The organism is Rhizobium sp. SG741, assembly GCF_012275435.1.
In the GTDB taxonomy this organism is placed as follows: domain Bacteria; phylum Pseudomonadota; class Alphaproteobacteria; order Rhizobiales; family Rhizobiaceae; genus Rhizobium; species Rhizobium lusitanum.
This window is the reverse complement of sequence record NZ_JAAZQP010000023.1, coordinates 41,152-56,222: the sequence shown is the minus strand read 5'-3', so window position 1 is coordinate 56,222 and position 15,071 is coordinate 41,152. Positions and strand designations below refer to the sequence as shown.

Annotated in this window: 15 protein-coding genes and 2 pseudogenes; 8 read left to right on the top strand and 9 right to left on the bottom strand. The window is 58.9% G+C overall.

The window, feature by feature from the left end; genetic code table 11:
* Positions 1–554 precede the first annotated feature (554 nt).
* Complete coding sequence (locus FHT29_RS33045; protein ID WP_246703206.1) at positions 555–1,175, top strand: diguanylate cyclase; 621 nt, start codon at positions 555–557, stop codon at positions 1,173–1,175.
* Between the two features lie 716 nt (positions 1,176–1,891).
* On the opposite strand, the gene FHT29_RS33040 is transcribed toward FHT29_RS33045, so the two are convergent.
* The 3 genes from FHT29_RS33040 to FHT29_RS33030 form a co-directional block, all read right to left on the bottom strand.
* Positions 1,892–2,860 carry an FAD-dependent monooxygenase gene (locus FHT29_RS33040; RefSeq protein ID WP_047560420.1) on the bottom strand — a complete coding sequence of 323 codons (969 nt, stop codon included), beginning with the start codon at positions 2,858–2,860 and terminating at the stop codon, positions 1,892–1,894.
* Between the two features lies 1 nt (position 2,861).
* On the bottom strand, positions 2,862–4,856 hold the full coding sequence (locus FHT29_RS33035) for a LodA/GoxA family CTQ-dependent oxidase (protein WP_052212540.1): 1,995 nt from the start codon (positions 4,854–4,856) through the stop codon (positions 2,862–2,864).
* Positions 4,857–5,557: 701 nt separating this feature from the next.
* Positions 5,558–6,331 (bottom strand): SDR family oxidoreductase, encoded by a 774-nt coding sequence (locus tag FHT29_RS33030; RefSeq protein ID WP_047560417.1) that lies wholly within the window; start codon positions 6,329–6,331, stop codon positions 5,558–5,560.
* A gap of 88 nt (positions 6,332–6,419) precedes the next feature.
* Here FHT29_RS33030 and FHT29_RS33025 point away from each other — a divergent pair, with 88 nt between their 5' ends.
* A complete protein-coding gene (locus FHT29_RS33025; RefSeq protein WP_047560414.1) occupies positions 6,420–7,055 on the top strand; it encodes a TetR/AcrR family transcriptional regulator in 636 nt (211 codons plus the stop codon).
* Between the two features lie 133 nt (positions 7,056–7,188).
* On the opposite strand, the gene FHT29_RS33020 is transcribed toward FHT29_RS33025, so the two are convergent.
* Positions 7,189–7,446, bottom strand: coding sequence for a hypothetical protein (locus FHT29_RS33020; protein WP_131512176.1), 258 nt, complete (start codon positions 7,444–7,446; stop codon positions 7,189–7,191).
* Between the two features lie 119 nt (positions 7,447–7,565).
* The gene (locus FHT29_RS33015) at positions 7,566–8,450 is read right to left on the bottom strand and encodes an NAD(P)H-binding protein (RefSeq protein ID WP_047560410.1); all 885 of its coding nucleotides are present in this window, start codon (positions 8,448–8,450) and stop codon (positions 7,566–7,568) included.
* Positions 8,451–8,585: 135 nt separating this feature from the next.
* On the opposite strand from FHT29_RS33015, the gene FHT29_RS33010 reads away from it, so the two are divergent.
* A complete protein-coding gene (locus FHT29_RS33010; RefSeq protein WP_047560405.1) occupies positions 8,586–9,521 on the top strand; it encodes an AraC family transcriptional regulator in 936 nt (311 codons plus the stop codon).
* Positions 9,518–9,657: pseudogene (locus tag FHT29_RS34855) on the top strand (integrase); the annotation flags it as partial. The gene FHT29_RS33010 and the pseudogene FHT29_RS34855, both read left to right, overlap by 4 nt.
* Here the strand turns inward: FHT29_RS34855 and FHT29_RS34850 are convergent.
* A pseudogene (locus tag FHT29_RS34850) lies at positions 9,652–9,848 on the bottom strand (3'-5' exonuclease); the annotation flags it as partial. The pseudogenes FHT29_RS34855 and FHT29_RS34850 overlap by 6 nt on opposite strands.
* Before the next feature lie 328 nt (positions 9,849–10,176).
* Here FHT29_RS34850 and FHT29_RS33000 point away from each other — a divergent pair.
* Positions 10,177–10,386: a hypothetical protein gene (locus FHT29_RS33000; protein ID WP_245297610.1), complete on the top strand. Its 210-nt coding sequence runs from the start codon at positions 10,177–10,179 to the stop codon at positions 10,384–10,386.
* Between the two features lie 47 nt (positions 10,387–10,433).
* Here the strand turns inward: FHT29_RS33000 and FHT29_RS32995 are convergent, their stop codons facing one another.
* Entirely contained in the window at positions 10,434–10,916 is a 483-nt protein-coding gene (locus tag FHT29_RS32995; RefSeq protein WP_047560402.1) for an NUDIX hydrolase, read from the bottom strand.
* A gap of 602 nt (positions 10,917–11,518) precedes the next feature.
* Positions 11,519–11,797 (bottom strand): hypothetical protein, encoded by a 279-nt coding sequence (locus FHT29_RS35130; protein WP_348644916.1) that lies wholly within the window; start codon positions 11,795–11,797, stop codon positions 11,519–11,521.
* A gap of 210 nt (positions 11,798–12,007) precedes the next feature.
* Here FHT29_RS35130 and FHT29_RS34845 point away from each other — a divergent pair, with 210 nt between their 5' ends.
* The 3 genes from FHT29_RS34845 (at position 12,008) to FHT29_RS32980 (ending at position 14,539) form a co-directional block, all read left to right on the top strand.
* Entirely contained in the window at positions 12,008–12,310 is a 303-nt protein-coding gene (locus FHT29_RS34845) for a hypothetical protein (protein WP_246703209.1), read from the top strand.
* 154 nt (positions 12,311–12,464) lie between these two features.
* On the top strand, positions 12,465–13,898 hold the full coding sequence (locus tag FHT29_RS32985; RefSeq protein ID WP_047560508.1) for a sensor histidine kinase: 1,434 nt from the start codon (positions 12,465–12,467) through the stop codon (positions 13,896–13,898).
* On the top strand, positions 13,895–14,539 hold the full coding sequence (locus FHT29_RS32980) for a response regulator transcription factor (protein WP_047560396.1): 645 nt from the start codon (positions 13,895–13,897) through the stop codon (positions 14,537–14,539). Before FHT29_RS32985 ends, FHT29_RS32980 begins: the two co-directional genes overlap by 4 nt.
* Here FHT29_RS32980 and FHT29_RS32975 read toward each other — a convergent pair.
* Positions 14,533–15,057, bottom strand: a complete 525-nt coding sequence (locus FHT29_RS32975) for a hypothetical protein (RefSeq protein WP_246703205.1) — start codon at positions 15,055–15,057, stop codon at positions 14,533–14,535. The two genes, FHT29_RS32980 and FHT29_RS32975, sit on opposite strands and share 7 nt — an antisense overlap.
* Positions 15,058–15,071: the final 14 nt, after the last annotated feature.

Genomic DNA, 15,071 nt, shown 5'->3' with positions numbered 1-15,071 from the left:
GTGCCATCATCCACCTCTTTGCTGTGGATGTTGAATCAGCTTCGCCGCGCCGCGTCACCTCACAATCGATTCATCGATCGCAGGACCTGCTCTAGACAATCCAGCATGTAAGTAAGCATCAACTAATGACCCCAGACACTGCCGAGTAAACAATTGCTTGCTTTGCCTGTCGGCATCGTGGCCCCCATGCCAATTCACACGCTGCAGATGAACCAGGACCATGGATCGAGATGAAGCGCTGTGGTTCTGTCGCAAACCGGGCACCAAGCTCAAACAACGGTTCCGGATATTCATTCGAAGATAGTTAATTTGTGAAAACAACTGTGCAAAGCAACAAATTTTACGGGATTTCTTAAGCCGATTTTTTTGGGCGCCTGTTTAGCTGACACAGCACTAAGAACGGGTATAACTCCGATATGATTCTACAACAGAGACATCCCTCCGCCACCATTTTCAAAGCCCTGCGGAGGGCCACGTTCGGCGCGCTGTTCGCCGTAGTCGGTTCCGTTGGTCTTTTACTTATATTAAACCTATTGATGCCGGATCGACCATTTTTGGTCGGATTTGTCGGTGCAGCACTTATTTCCGCATTTGTGTCCTTTCCGCTGCTTTTTGCCTTGCAGCTCAACAACGGCGTCGTCCGCAAGATGCAGGAAAACGTCACCCAGGCGGCGCGCTACGACAGCGTGACGAGGACCCTGAACGGCACCGCCTTTGCCGCGGCTGTCGAGCACTTTATCGATCGGCGCAAGCATGCCGCCACCGATGCCGGCGGCATCGTCATCGCAGTCATCGTCGATACGCTCGACGATATCGGCCGCCGCTACGGGCCGCAATGGGCCGACACCGTGATGCAATCGCTTGCCTCGATCATCCAGTCCTCGGTTCGTCGTGGCGATCTCGTGGCGCGGCTTGCTACCAACGAACTCAACATCTTCCTACCTGGCGCCAAGGTCGAGGACGCCCGCGACATCGGCGCTCGCATCCGCACGGGCGTCTCCGCCGCCACCTTCAGCGCCGACGGCGCGCCGCTATCCGTCGCCATCCGCCTCGGCGGCACCTCCTTCGACGGCCCGGCCGACTTCAACCAACTCCGCCAACTCGCCGACCAAATGGCCTTCGAGCGCGGCGACGAGAGCGACGACATCCCGATCAGAGCGCTGCCGGCCGCATGAGGCTGGCGATCCCACCGACGCGGCAGCGGCGGCCTAGGCCCAAACGGCGAGACCCGTCTTTGATGCGGCGTCAAAGCCAGCTAGGATCTCGGTTGTCCCTCCGGATCCGCCGAGGCCGATCAGGCCTCGAGGATTGAGATGTCGGTGTGGGGTCTCGTTAAACAGCCTTCATGACGGAAACCTCGCTTTCAACGCCCGCCGTCACATATTTCCACATCGCGACGATGGCCGTTTCCTAAGGCGCCTCTGGTTGCGCCTTACGCCGATCGAGATTGTCGCGCGTGCGATTTGGCTCTATTTCCGCTTCAATGTCAGCCTGCGCGAAGTCGAAGAATCAATGCTCGCTCCCGGGCACGGTCGAGCAGTGGGAAAAGATCTGAGTCGGATGCATTGGCATAGCGAAGAACACGGGCGGCACCTCTACGCCCGCGAGGGATAAAGTTGTGCCATGAATCTTTTGCACACCCAATTGGCGATGCCATCGCCTTTGGCTGTCATCTGCCTGGCACTTTTAGGCGCAATACGCACGTCCAGCCGAACGTTCGGAAGTACCGCCGACCTCGTCATGCCTTGGTACGATACCTGACCGATGCTGGCATCGGGTGCCGAGAAGTCCACCAACGGGAGCAGCGCTGGTGCCGACGGCACAATCGTTCTGGCCCCATGACACTCATTCGTTACTTAATCCTATGTCTCGAACGGAAAGAGCGGGGCCCTCATGCGGTCGCTTCTCTGTCGCGACGCATATAAGCATAGACAACGCGGCGCTCGATCTCCGTCCTCGCGGCCGTTTCGCGGCAAGCGACGTCGTAAGCATAGGCCGCACTTTCCAAGACCGTGCCACCCTGGACGATCATGCCGGCGGCGGCGAGCGCACTACTCGTCGCGTGTGCCAAGCCTTGGCAGCAGATAGGGTCGAACGCGCAAGCTGCATCGCCAATTGCAATCCATCGGTGGCCTGCCGTCGGCGTGAGCCGCCGGGCGGACGCGTCGACCATGTCCACTCTGACTTGGCCGCGCAGCGGCGCGGCGATGCGCCAAGCATCGCGGCGGCCCTGTGGCCCTGTCATCGTGTAGCGCCAGCCCTCGGTGTCCCCCATGAAGTGCAGCCAAGGATCAGGGGCTTCATCATGGATGAATCGCTCGGCGAGTAGGCGCTCCAAAGTTGTGACCTTGGCGCCAAGCCGGCGGGCGGCGGATGCAGCTCGGCCGCTGGCATCGATTATCGTCTGCGCACCGACACGCGTGGACCTATCTGTCGCCACAATCCGCAGCGTGAAGAGGTCGTCGCAATCATCCTCGATTGCCACAAGGCGGCCGCGCAGATGACATGCGCCCGATGCGATGGCAGCCGTTCTGATTGCAGCGTCGAAGCTGGGTCGGTGGACCGCAAAGCCGTGCCCGCCCGGCTGCGAAATGAAGTCGTGCCGGTCTTCAACCACACCATGGCGAATGATACCCAGGCACGGCGCCGCGATGATCGGATCGTCAAGCACAGATCCGAGGCCGCAGGCGCGGAACGCCATGGAAGCACGAGGCGGCAGCATCTCCACGCGGTCTGGCGCAGGCCGGTCGTCGTCGAGCATAAGGACAGCTTTGCCTTTGGCCGCGAGGAGATAGGCGGCCATCGCCCCCGCAGGTCCGGCACCGATCACTGCGATGAGCCCTCGTTCGGCTTTCATCATCTCAGATTTCGCCCTGACGGTAGCGGCGGCGCGGCCGTCCAGGAGGCGGCGCCACCGCGCGAGCGCCACTCAGAGTCGCGCTGAGCAGCTCTTTGATCTGCGGCGGATCGCCTTCGAGCTTCGCCATAAGCGCTGGCTTCACGTCACCACGCACGAAATGCTCCGAACGACCCTGCTCAACCCGAACGGGATCGGGAAGGCCATCGATCGTTTCGCCGAACGGGAGCACCATGCCGAGATCGTGCCACTCACGTACCATAAGCGCGATGCGCTGGTAATAGCCCGAACCGCGAACGTCGCGGAGCCAATCCGAGCGGCTGGCAAAATATTTCGCCGCCTGGGTTTGATGGCCGCGAGCGACATTGGCTGTGACGCGCACGGCGCTCTCGTGCGACAACACCTGGTCAGGCACTCGAGCACCCCAGAAGGTCGGCATTGACAGAAAATAGCCCGGATTATAGTCGGCCGACGAGTTACAGGACGCGCCGTCAGATTGCCATGGCACGCCCATGAAGCGCGTCAGCGCGCCGGCCGAGACGCCATCATATGGTCCGCCAATTGCCAAACAGGCGGCCGGCGAGAGCATGTCGCCCCAGTCCTGTCGCGCCGGCGCGTCCGACGGGTTGACATTGAGCCGATAAGGCATCTTCCAGACATACGGGATCCGCATCGTCCATGTGAGTTCGATGCCGGGATGGAACGGCCCTCCAAGGCAATCGTGAAGAGCGGCACGCTCAAGCTGCTCAAGCTGCTCGGCGGCGCTCAGCGACGCGAAGTCGGCCGGTGGGGTTGGACCTGTCCAGTCGTCCGCAAAATCGCCGGCAGCCCAGCGCTCGAGATGCTCGAACTGCGTGCGCGTGACCGCGAGGCACGCCGGATCGACAACCTCGCCTTCTGCGTCCCCATAAATCTGCGGTAAGAATCCCGGGTCTGGCGCCAGCAGGTCCTGCTCGCGTCGAAACAGCGCGAAGATGGCGGAGCGCCAATCCGAGCCCTGCGGCGAGGCATCGCGCAGCTTCTTAAGTACTTCGGTCGCGTCAACATCGAGCGGCCCGCTATGGCCGTGGATCATGTAGAGGCCCTGATTGACCCATTGAAGGTCACTGAGGCGTTTGAAAATCGGCCAGATGTCATTGCTGAACGAGGTTGCGGCGGGCCGCGTCAGCCAGCCTTGCGCGATGTACGTCTCGCGCACCGCGTCGTCCATCGTAACAACACCGAACACGCCGGGCGCGAAGTTGGGCGGCGTTACGGCAACATAGCCCGGCTCCGCATCGATCGTCGTACCGTCGGCAAAGCGGACTGCGGCACGCACTGGACCGTCCGCAATGTCGTCGTGCCAGTCGTCGTTGTTCGCGAAGGTGGTGAGCGCGGTATTGGGTGGATAGCAAGCCGAGACCCCGCGGCCACCAAGGACGAGGAGGCGCCCTTCGGCATCGGTGCGCAGCTCACCTAAATAGACAGGCTGGTTCCTGAAGGTGCCATCGGCGAACTGGAATTGCGGTCCCTTGAGCGATGCGCCCGAAATGGCTTTCGACCGCGGGCGAATGTCAAGGCTCGAGCGGTCGCCGCTCGCACCGGTCACGTTAGGATTGCGGCGCGGCGCGTCCTTGGCAATGCCGGCAGGCAGGTCCATCGCCTGCAGGAACTGATACCAGCCGGCCTTCAAATTGGCGAGCGTGACCCGCCATTCGATCTGGACGCCAGCAGCCAGCGTGACTTCGGTAACCGTGCCGTCGTCGAGCGTCGCATAAACCCGGAACCGTGCAGCGTGTCTCCGGATCGAGGAATCAGGCCCGCGAAAGTCGTCGACCGTTTCGGCGCGTGCGCCGTCCAGCCGTGTCGGCATTCCGCCGATCACTTCCGTTGAGATGAGATAGTCGTCGGCGAATACATCCTGCGCGGTGCAATTGCCGACGCGTGCGAGGCCGAGCGGCGGGTAGACGCGTAGCGCAGTGATACGCTTGGGATCGAAGGGGCTGATCGTGCCGGTCATGGGGCTCCTTGCGCGCGTAGGGTATGAGGCTCCGCCTCCGGCATGCCGTTGACGGCATGACGCAACGCGGCGGAAGTGGGGTAGATCACCCGACGAGATCGGTGGTCTGGGTAGCTTTCCAATTGCGACTTGCGTAGCTCATAATATGTCTTCCCTTTAGTCGAGTTTGAAGTAACTCTATAAAACGTCAAGTAGAATGTACGAGCTAAGAACGCGCGACAGACGTGCGCAACTTGCCTCAACCGTTGAGAACAACAGTCAGGTGCGGGACCTGATGTTGTTCTCAACAGCCGCGGCGGCGACCGCGTTGCGGCAAAGGATGCAACGTTTGACAATCCGACGAAATATTTTGCCGGCTATCTTGGTAGATCCGGTCTGAGCGCAGGTTTCGCGCTCTGAAGCTTCCACGCACCAACTCGGCTCTCTCCCTCCGTCGTTAGGAATAGGCAAAAATAGACGCAGACAGTCGGTTGGAATCTGATTAGCCTTTGCGACCGACAACTACAAAGACCGTCGTTCGATGCGAAGCAGCGCCTGGTCGTCTTAGAATAGCGATGAGTAATTGACGTTAGGCATGCGAGCAGGCTCTGATGGAGTGGACGAAGCCAAGACCGCGCTCAGCGAGCGCGGTCAATTTCGTCAAGAATACGCCCTAGCCGCTTGGTTTGATCGGCCGGAAACATAGCGGAGCCTCGGATAGATCAGATCCGGGCACCACCTGTTGCATCGATCATCTGGCCGGTCGTCCAGCGCGCATCGTTCGACGCAAGGAAAGCGATGACGTCTGCGACGTCCTCCGCCCGGCCGACACGAGAGAAGACCGAGAGTGCTTCGGCGCCGGCGCGCGCGTCCGGCGATGCCAGCCACTCTGCGTTCATATCCGTCTCCGTCACACCCGGCAGCACGGCATTGACCGTAATCCCCCGAGCCGCAAATTCTGGTGCCAGCGCCAGTGTCAGTGTCTCCAGCGCCCCCTTCGAGGCTGCATAGGCCGGATGCGTCGGGGCCGCGATCCGCGTGAACCCTGTCGAGACATTGATGATGCGGCCATTGTCGCGAATGTGGTCGGCGACTGCCTGGATCAGGAAGAACGGCGCCTTGTAGTTGATCGTCATCACCTCGTCGAACGCGGCTTCGCTCGTCTGCTTCAAGGGTATCGCGGGTGCAATGCCGGCATTGTTCACCAGAATGTCGAGAGCGGGCGAACCCGTCTCGGTGCGCACGGCTTCGCTGAATTGCGCCCAGAGGCTGTCGGCAGCGTCCTTGCCGTGTCTGAGATCGGCCTTCACGGCCACAGCCTTGACGCCGAGCCTTTCGATGTCGCGGACAGTGGCATTGGCCGCATCCGAATTGGCGGTGTAATGCACGCCGATCAGCGCGGCACCTTCTTTCGCGAAAGCAAGGGCTGCGGCTCGGCCGATACCGCGCGAGCTTCCGGTGATTAGGGCTATCTTGTCTGCGAGTCTTCTGGACATGGATCACTCCGTTGCTAAATTAAATAGTGACCGCTATAATAAGGAGGAAAGAAAGTCTGTCAACAATTTAATAGGGGTCACTATTTTAATGGATGAGCCAGTCCGCAAACGAGGCAGACCACGCGTGCTCGATCGCGACGTCGGGCTCGACATCGCGGCACGCCTGTTCTGGGAACGCGGCTATGAAGGAACCTCGACCGCCGACCTAACGAAGGCCATGGGGATCAATCCGCCGACGCTCTATTCGACTTTCGGCTCCAAGGAAGAATTGTACCGTCAGGCGCTCGACTTCAGTATAGCCCGTGAAAACAGTCGCCGGTCGGAAATACTGCAATCCAATCTTCCGGTTTACGAAGCCCTGAGCCTCTACCTCTACGATATTGCCGATGGCGATACCCAGCCGGACAAGCCGCGGGGATGCATGGTCTCGACGGCGGTCCTCCAGCATGCGGAAGAAAATGCATCGGTCGCCCGGACGACGGCGGCGCTGCGCGAGGCGTCGATGCAAGTTCTCAAGAGCCGCTTCGATCGCGCAATCACCGAAGGCGAATTGCCGGCGGAAACCGATACCGACACGCTCGCGCGCTTCTACGGCGCTATCATCCAAGGCATGTCCGCCCAAGCCTGCGACGGCGCCTGCAATGCTCTGCTGAAGCGCCTGATCGACATCGCACTCACGGCCTGGCCCGGAATGCGTCGGACCCCGACCGGAAATTCGGATTGAAGACAAGCCAACCACTCATTCTGACCGCAAGGATCGCAGAACTCGATATTGAGCAATTCGATCGCGTCCGGCGGGTATAGGACAAGGGAAACTTTTGCACGTCCTGCCCAAATGGCTTTCTTGAAGGGTTGGTTCACTTCGTCTTCACTACCTCCGCGGCCTGCAGCAGTCCACCGAGTTTGGTCCAGAAGTACACCGCGCATCGATTGAGTTGCCAGGTTCGATGGATCAAGCCGAAGGCGCTCATTTCAACCATGACCACCTGCACAAGGGTTTCGGCGGCCTCGTCCAGATCAATTTTCAGATGCTCGCGAGTATAGTGCCATTTCGCATTCAGGCGACGACGAAACTGCGAGGCCACATCTCGCATGAGCTGACGACGGTCGATCACTCTGCCGTTGATCTGATGATACGCCAATGCAGGCGAGAACAGCGCAGGGCAAGCGGGTGGATCGCCAAGCTTGTGCGAGCGTTTGCCACTGTTTCATCAGTCGCCATCGCTCGCCTTTGCTAAGCCACAAGCGCTGGCTTGAGGACCTCTTCGCTCCATCGGCGAAAACTGGTCGGCGTGTCGGAGGAGGAAGACAGCGTGCGCTTCACCAGATGATCCATGCCCTCGTTCTTCGCCCTCATCATGTTTACCATGGCCCTCGCCATGCCTTCCGAAGCGCCCCTCTTGATCATCATCGCTTTCAGATCGTCCATCGCCATAAGGTGATACTGCACAGGCTTTCCGATCACATCCGAAATGATCGCCATCATTTCGTCAAAAGAAATGTCCTCCGGGCCGAGCATCGGAATGCTCTCGACGCCGGTCCAAGACCGGCTAAGCAGCAGGCGTGCCGCCAAGGCGGCAACATCGCGGGTGGCGCATGCCGGCTCCTTGCGATCGGCGGTTGTCGGCCAGTAGAAGGCGCCGTGATCCCTGATTAGCGCAGCCTGCCGCAGAAAGTTCTCCATAAGGCTGGCGCAGGCCAGGGCTCGATAGCTCACGCCGGTGCTTGCTATCAGATCGTCCATCTTTAGAGTTGCCGTCACGTGGCCAGCGTCTTTAGGCCATCCGCGCCCAAGCGCGGAGATGCCGACCACCTGCTTCACACCACTTGTTTTGAGCGCCTCGCACGCGGGCCGAGAGAAGTCCAGATAGGCCGCCTCGGCACTTGGCGCACGCGGGTCGGCCGGGACGAGCCAGAACACACGGTCGGCGCCCGCGAAAGCCCTTTTAACGACGGCGGCGTCGCTGTGCGAACCTTCAACCACCTCGACCCGGTTCAGCACCTGTGAAGACAGTTTGGAAGGATCTCGCGCAATCACGCGAATACGCTCTGCGCTATCGAGAATGTTTGCGAGGACCTGGCTGCCGATATTGCCCGTGGGCGTGGTAATGACAATCATCTATATCTCCTGGTGCTTCCAAAACGCGTTCCTGCTTGGGGTCTCTCCCCACAAGGTGTCTGGAGATGCCCCATAGACGATGAACGATCCATGCTCTAAAGTCCGTGTTTTCGTCGCGATCGTTCAAAAGCCCGAATGGACCCGCTTTCCGATATTCTCGCCCTGCTGAAACCACTCAGTTACGTCTCTGCCGGCTTTGAGGCAGGTGGTGACTGGTCGGTCCAGTTTCCGAGCTACGAGGGCATCAAGTGCAACGCCGTGATTTCCGGCCAATGCTGGTTGGCGATGGAAGGCGTATCCGACCCCGTGCGTCTTGAGACGGGTGACTGTTTTCTTCTGACAAAGGGCCGGCCATTTCGGCTTGCAAGCGATCTGAGCGTGCCGCCGGTCGACGCCACTCTTGTCTTTCAGCCGGCAAAGCGTGGCGGCATTGCCCGGTACAATGGCGGAGGTGAGTTCTTTCTTGCCGGCAGCCGCTTCACGTTGATCGGCCATCACGCGGATATTCTGCTTGGCCTGCTTCCGCCGATTGTCCATATTCGGAACGAGGGGGATCAGGCATCACTGCGCTGGCTTCTCGAGCGCATGCGCCAGGAGTTGCGGGATACGCAGCCCGGCAGCAGTCTGGTGGCGGAACATCTTGCGCACCTGATGCTGGTCCAGGCATTGCGGCTGTACCTGGGTGAAGCCGTCGAAGGCCGTGTCGGATGGCTCTTCGCACTGGCCGACAAGCAGATGGGCAAAGCGATCAACCACATCCATGCCGATCCGGCGCGCCGATGGACATTGCAGGAACTGGCCCGGAATGTGGGCATGTCGAGAACGACGTTCGCTCTCAGGTTCAAGGAAACAGTCGGGCTTACGCCCATGGACTACCTGACGCGCTGGCGCATGCTGCTCGCCAGCGAGCGGCTGGCACGCTCATCAGAGAGTATCCCCGCCATTGCTTCTGCACTCGGATACGAATCCGAGAGCGCCTTCGGCGCGGCTTTTAAACGGGTGATGGGCCTCTCACCCCGGCACTTCAGCCGCCACCGCAGAGACGAGGTCGCAGATCATTCCTTACCCTGACCTCGGATCTTGCTTATCTCGAAGCCTTGGGGGATGACGGCCGCCGGAAATTCACTCCCCCTGGCCTGCGGCCGAGGCATTGCTGCTCAAATTCGTGGCGCATTACCTTTGGGTTCCGGAGAAACGTGCAGCCGATCTCGATCCGCCAGGATTTGGGACGGCCGTCGCTGCCGTCGGACCAGCGATAGCCCCGCGCCTTCAGGTGGTCCTTCATGTCGAAGGGGCTGTTCTCGGCAAAGATCCCGACACGCGACCTCTGGCTTGCTTCATAGAGTTCGCGAAAGCGGTGGAAGCCGCTCCGTCCATTTCTCGAGCCAGGACCTCTAGATGTGAACCGGCTCTGAACAATGACCCCGTTGAGATTCCCTGCAACAGTTTGAAATTGGAAATCCGAACATCAACGGGGTCATGGGCGACGCCGCTATGATCGCCGCTTTCTCCAAAGATATGATATATTTCAACGACGTAAGCGTCATACCGACGGGGTCATCCTTGGATGCTATTTCACAGCGCTTGGCGAAGATCTCCGATGCGAATCGAGCCGGATTGCAAGGATGTGGTAGGCCAGGCGCCTTTTAGCTGTTTGTGATATTCGATTGCCAAAGCCGGCAAATCAGTTCACCTTTTCAGCATGCGCGATATCGTACGACCCTTCGTGACTGACGACGATCCTGACAGGCACATACGATGCCAGGATGCGCTGCAAGCAGCTTTTCAGGATCTGGTAAGCGCGGCGATTTCCGTCGGCTGGTCGGAACGCGAGGTGTTGCTGGCGATCGGTGACCTGGTGGATCATCAGGTCCTCTCGCTCGAAGCCAACGACCGCACCGACGTCCTGGTCGCGTTGTTGAAGCGAATGACCTAGCCTGTCTTCCAACTCATGCGACAAGCACGCCTCCATATCGGCATCACCTATGCCAAGCCACCAGCTTCTAGCGTGATCAACAGGCCCTTTAATTCTGGCTCATTGACCCGTCGCGCGGCCTCCAACGGGGACATCCATTCAAGAGTACGCTCTTTGTGTTCGGGGAATTTTTCGCAGACCTTGTCGACAGACAGCAGGTGAACTTCCACCATGGCGGGCGTCTTGCTGCCATCAGGCAAGGTCTTCAGATATGTATAGTAGCCGGCAGCCTTCTTCCTCGCCCTGCCCTTCACACCTGCTTCTTCCCACGCTTCACGCTCGGCCACTTCATGCGGCTTCAGTCCCTTGATCGGCCAACCCTTTGGGATAGTCCAACGGCGCGTCTCGCGGGTTGTCACGAGCAAGATTTCAAGAACACCTTGGTTGTCGGTGCGAAAGCAAAGGGCACCGAATTGATCGAACACTTCCCCGCGAAGCAGCGCCTCCGCATGTTCGGCTAGCTTTGATAGATGGGTTTCGACTTTGCCCATGAGAACATCCTATTAGAAAACCAGTATGTAGGTCATGCTGAGTCTCGACAAGAGCCTATTGATGCCGCTGGTATCTCAATCCAACGCGTATTCTCCTTGCGCTTGATCCCCAGCGCCCCGAAGGCGTAGCCTCCGAGCAACATCGATGTTGCCTGATCATGATCTACCTGGGATTGATTGGCTTTGGGCAAGGAGAGTGCAGGGTGGCGTCGCCCTAACCGATCGGGGCAGACCGGAGTGTAGTCGATCTCTGAATGAAAGCCGAACCGGGGCACTTCTCAAGCCGCGTTCGGTTAAGGCGACGCCACCTTCGGCCGAACAGCCCTCTTTAAAGCCTTGGGTTTCCCCGCATGAACTCCGCGGACAGCTTTCGTGCTATGATGCTCGCCTATATCACCAACTCGCCTATCGCCGGATCGAGCAGCATCTGGGGCGGAAGGCCCGACCCGGCGATAGAGCCGGTGGGCAGACCGGCTGGGGATTGGCGTACATTGACGCCAAACTGGTGAGCGCAATCTTGCGAACGATGATCGCGCAACGTTGTCGCCACAGGCGCCCCTGGATCGATGTGCTCACTCCAGGACGCCGCTAGGGCAGCGCCTTCAATCGGCAGTTACCGTATCGCTCTGAGACGGAGCGCTGGCTTCAGACTTCTTTTCGAGCGCATCGCGGACTTCTGCGATTTTTCCGCTATCTGTTCCAACGCCCAGAATGCTCTTTGCTTCAGCGAGCGTCTGATCCGTCACGGGTTTGTTTGATAGTTGCGCCAGCGCCGAACGCAGGGCGGCGTCGCTGAGGGCCGGATCGGTAGGCACAGCTGTCGTTCCATATTGCATTTCGAACTCTGCATATGACTTCACATAGGCTGAGAGGGCCGCCATCTTGGGGTCCTTGGAGTTCAAATAGGCATGGTAGTCTCTCCGGAGCGAGCTAAGCCTGCCTTCATCGGGCTTTGAGACGTGTGTCTTTGTGCTTGCACTGTGCGCTTCGGAGTGTTTGTCAGGATGATGAGCCCGCAACGACGACGAGGCACCTTGCGTTGTTGCCGTACTCGCGGATGTGCTGCCTGCATCGTCGCCGCCGGACTTTTCATGGCCGGAGTTTCCTTCGCCATGGCCTCCGCCATTGCCATTGCCATTGCCGCCACCGTTTCCACCCTTGGCGAATGCCGTCTGCGCAAAGCCGATGGCAGTCCCTCCCAAGGGAGCGACAGCGAGTACCAGGCCGAGGCTCGCGGTACCAATGATGAATCGGATTCTCATGCGCACTTCTCCTTCACAAATTTTCACCGCCTATGGCGGCAACAGCGGCCGTGTCGGCAAATCATTGCGCATTACAATATTGCCGAAATCCCATGTTGCTACACCCATTGGACCTATGCCTTGGGCATTTAGACCATAGTCTGATTGATCGCGCCCGATGGTCTCCCACTTCGCACAAGCCAAGGGGCGATGCTTCGCGCGACAACGCGAGCGGTACCGACGTCGCACCAGTTGACACCTGGTCCTGCTGGGATAGCTATATTGGATTGGGAGATCCGTGCTGACCATGCCAGTTCCGCGAGTAATTCATAAATACAAGCTATCTCTGGCAAGTCTCGTCGAACGCTGGAACTCGCAGTCCTTGGCCAGGCAGTTCCTGCTCGCCGGCGGCTTCGTCGCTACCTGCGCGATGCTCGTTGTCGGCTCCTTCGTTGCCAGCCTCATCGAAAACGCAGTGACACGCAATTCCGCGGCAACGACGGCCCTTTATGTCGATAGCGTCATTGCCCCCCTTCTCCCGGACATGCAAACCACTCAGGCCCTCGATGACACGGTAACACGGGCGCTGGACGAAACACTTGGCCAGGGCGCGCTTGGCACGCGGCTATTTTCATTCCGTCTGTGGCGCAATGACGGGACAATCCTCTATTCCAACAACAAGGACCTCTCCGGCAAACGGTTTCCGCTCTCAGACAGCCTGCGAACAGCTTTTTCTGGCCAAATGGTCGCTAAGTTCAACCGGATCGATGATGTGGAAAGCGTTGCTGAGCGCAATAGCGGCAAACCACTCCTGGAAATCTACAATCCGGTGCTCCAGCCCTGGTCGGGCAAAGTCGTCGCCGTCTCGGAGTTTTACGAGGTTGCCAACGACCTCGAATGGAGCGTCAATCAGGCCCGCCTGTTGAGCTGGCTTGTGGTCGCTTTGTTTACGCTGACCTTCTTCTCCCTTCTGTCGATCATCGTTCTGCGTGGTAGCCGAACCATCGACAATCAGCGCAGGGCACTCAACGGCCGCATTGGGGAATTGTCGACACTTCTTCTACAGAATGAGGCGTTGCGGGCACGCGTTCAACGCGCAACCCAGCGCGCAGCCGCACTTAACGAGAGCTATCTCCGCCGCATTGGCGCTGACCTGCATGACGGTCCTGCTCAATTGATCGCTTATGCCTCTTTACGTCTGGACAGCCGGACCCTGACGAGCCCCAAAGCCTCGTCGGCCGAACGTGACGCGTCGCTGCGCACCATCAAGACCAGTCTTGGCGACGCCATGGCAGAAATCAGAAATATCTGTAGCGGGTTGATGTTACCACATATCGAGACGGACAACCTGACCGATCTCATTGGACGGGCAATCCGCGAGCACGAACGGCGCACCGGTGTTACAGTTACGCTCTTGGCGGGCACGACGCCGAGAGATCTTCCCACCTCCGCAAAGATATGCGTCTATCGCTTCGTCCAGGAAGCTTTGAACAATGGCTATCGTCATGCGGGGGGGATTGGTCAGAAGGTTATGCAATCGTTGGATCATGAGCAGATCGTAATCGAAGTTGTCGATGAAGGGCCGGGGTTCGATCCGAAGGATGTCGGCCCGCAAAAGCTCGGCCTTGCGGGCCTCAGAGATCGGGTCGAAAGCCTCGGCGGTACTTTTCAGCTTTCATCATCGAATCAGGGAACCACAGTTCGAATGTCCCTGAGCATCGAGGAAATGGAACAGGCATGACAGGTGCAATCAGATTGGCAGTGATAGACGACCACCCGCTTTTCAGGGAGGGCGTCATTCGAAGCCTAACCGAAATGGACGAGTTCAACATTGTTGGCGAAGGCAGCAGCAAGCAAGACGCATTGCGCATTGCCGTGGAACATCGTCCAGACATCTTGCTGCTCGACATTTCGATGCCAGGCGGAGGATTGGACGCCATCCCCCTCATACTCGAGCAGATTCCCGACCAGAAGATCGTCATGCTGACGGTCTCCGAAGCAAGCGATGACCTGATGGCGGCACTCAAGAGCGGTGCCAAGGGCTACGTTCTCAAAGGCGTCGGGTCGCGGGCATTGGCCGATATCATTCGTAGCATTGCCGCCGGTGACAGCTATGTCGCACCGACCCTATCGGCTCGTCTGATTTCGGAAAGCGGATCGGGCACTCAGATCAATCCCTTCAATGCGTTGACGGATCGTGAACGGGAGGTGCTGGAGCTAGCTTCTGCGGGTTTGAGCAACAAACATATCGGCCTGAAGCTCGATCTTCATGAAAAGACCATCAAGCATCATATGACCCAGATATTCACCAAGCTGGAAGTGAGCAACAGAACAGAGGCCGCAATGGCGTTCCGCGATGAACTTGAAAGACGCCGTCAATGAAGGAAGGATTTGAGCCGCTGCTCGTCTGCCATCGTTGCATTGCGGTTGACGATCGTGCGGCCCTTTGAATCCTCCATCATATAGCGTCCGCTCTGTATTTTTTCGCTCATCCCATCCTTGTGGTGCACGGTGATCGAGCCACTACCGTCATCGGTAGACTGATCGGCATCGACTTGGCTTTGCGTTGCGCTCTTGGTACTGGACGACTGGCCATTGCCGTTTCCCTTACCATTGCCGTTCCCATTTCCGCTGCCGCTTCCACCTCCATTGCCGCTATTGCCGCCGCCGTTTCCGTTGCCTCCGCCGTTGCCATTTCCACCACCATTGCCGTTACCCCCTTTCGCTTCTGCCACCTGCTGCGTAAGCGTCGCAGAAACGCCGCGAACTTTGACGGTGTATGGGAGCGCCGTGTTGACCAAGGTCAACAGCAAGCATGGCAAGGCAGCAATTAACTTTCGACGCAATAACACCACCGCCTCCTGAGGCTTCGAATAGATCCGGCGACGAGCGGACATCATTCCCCGGCACGAAA

Bases quoted from the DNA above. Each gene is read 5' to 3' on its own strand.
- FHT29_RS33035 (WP_052212540.1), bottom strand. From the start codon at position 4,856: ATGACCGGCACGATCAGCCCCTTCGATCCCAAGCGTATCACTGCGCTA.
- FHT29_RS32975 (WP_246703205.1), bottom strand. From the start codon at position 15,057: ATGATGTCCGCTCGTCGCCGGATCTATTCGAAGCCTCAGGAGGCGGTG.
- FHT29_RS34845 (WP_246703209.1), top strand. From the start codon at position 12,008: ATGGCCGGAGTTTCCTTCGCCATGGCCTCCGCCATTGCCATTGCCATT.
- FHT29_RS33010 (WP_047560405.1), top strand. From the start codon at position 8,586: ATGGACCCGCTTTCCGATATTCTCGCCCTGCTGAAACCACTCAGTTAC.
- FHT29_RS32985 (WP_047560508.1), top strand. From the start codon at position 12,465: ATGCCAGTTCCGCGAGTAATTCATAAATACAAGCTATCTCTGGCAAGT.
- FHT29_RS33015 (WP_047560410.1), bottom strand. From the start codon at position 8,450: ATGATTGTCATTACCACGCCCACGGGCAATATCGGCAGCCAGGTCCTC.
- FHT29_RS32980 (WP_047560396.1), top strand. From the start codon at position 13,895: ATGACAGGTGCAATCAGATTGGCAGTGATAGACGACCACCCGCTTTTC.
- FHT29_RS33030 (WP_047560417.1), bottom strand. From the start codon at position 6,331: ATGTCCAGAAGACTCGCAGACAAGATAGCCCTAATCACCGGAAGCTCG.
- FHT29_RS33040 (WP_047560420.1), bottom strand. From the start codon at position 2,860: ATGATGAAAGCCGAACGAGGGCTCATCGCAGTGATCGGTGCCGGACCT.
- FHT29_RS33025 (WP_047560414.1), top strand. From the start codon at position 6,420: ATGGATGAGCCAGTCCGCAAACGAGGCAGACCACGCGTGCTCGATCGC.
- FHT29_RS35130 (WP_348644916.1), bottom strand. From the start codon at position 11,797: ATGGCGGCCCTCTCAGCCTATGTGAAGTCATATGCAGAGTTCGAAATG.
- FHT29_RS32995 (WP_047560402.1), bottom strand. From the start codon at position 10,916: ATGGGCAAAGTCGAAACCCATCTATCAAAGCTAGCCGAACATGCGGAG.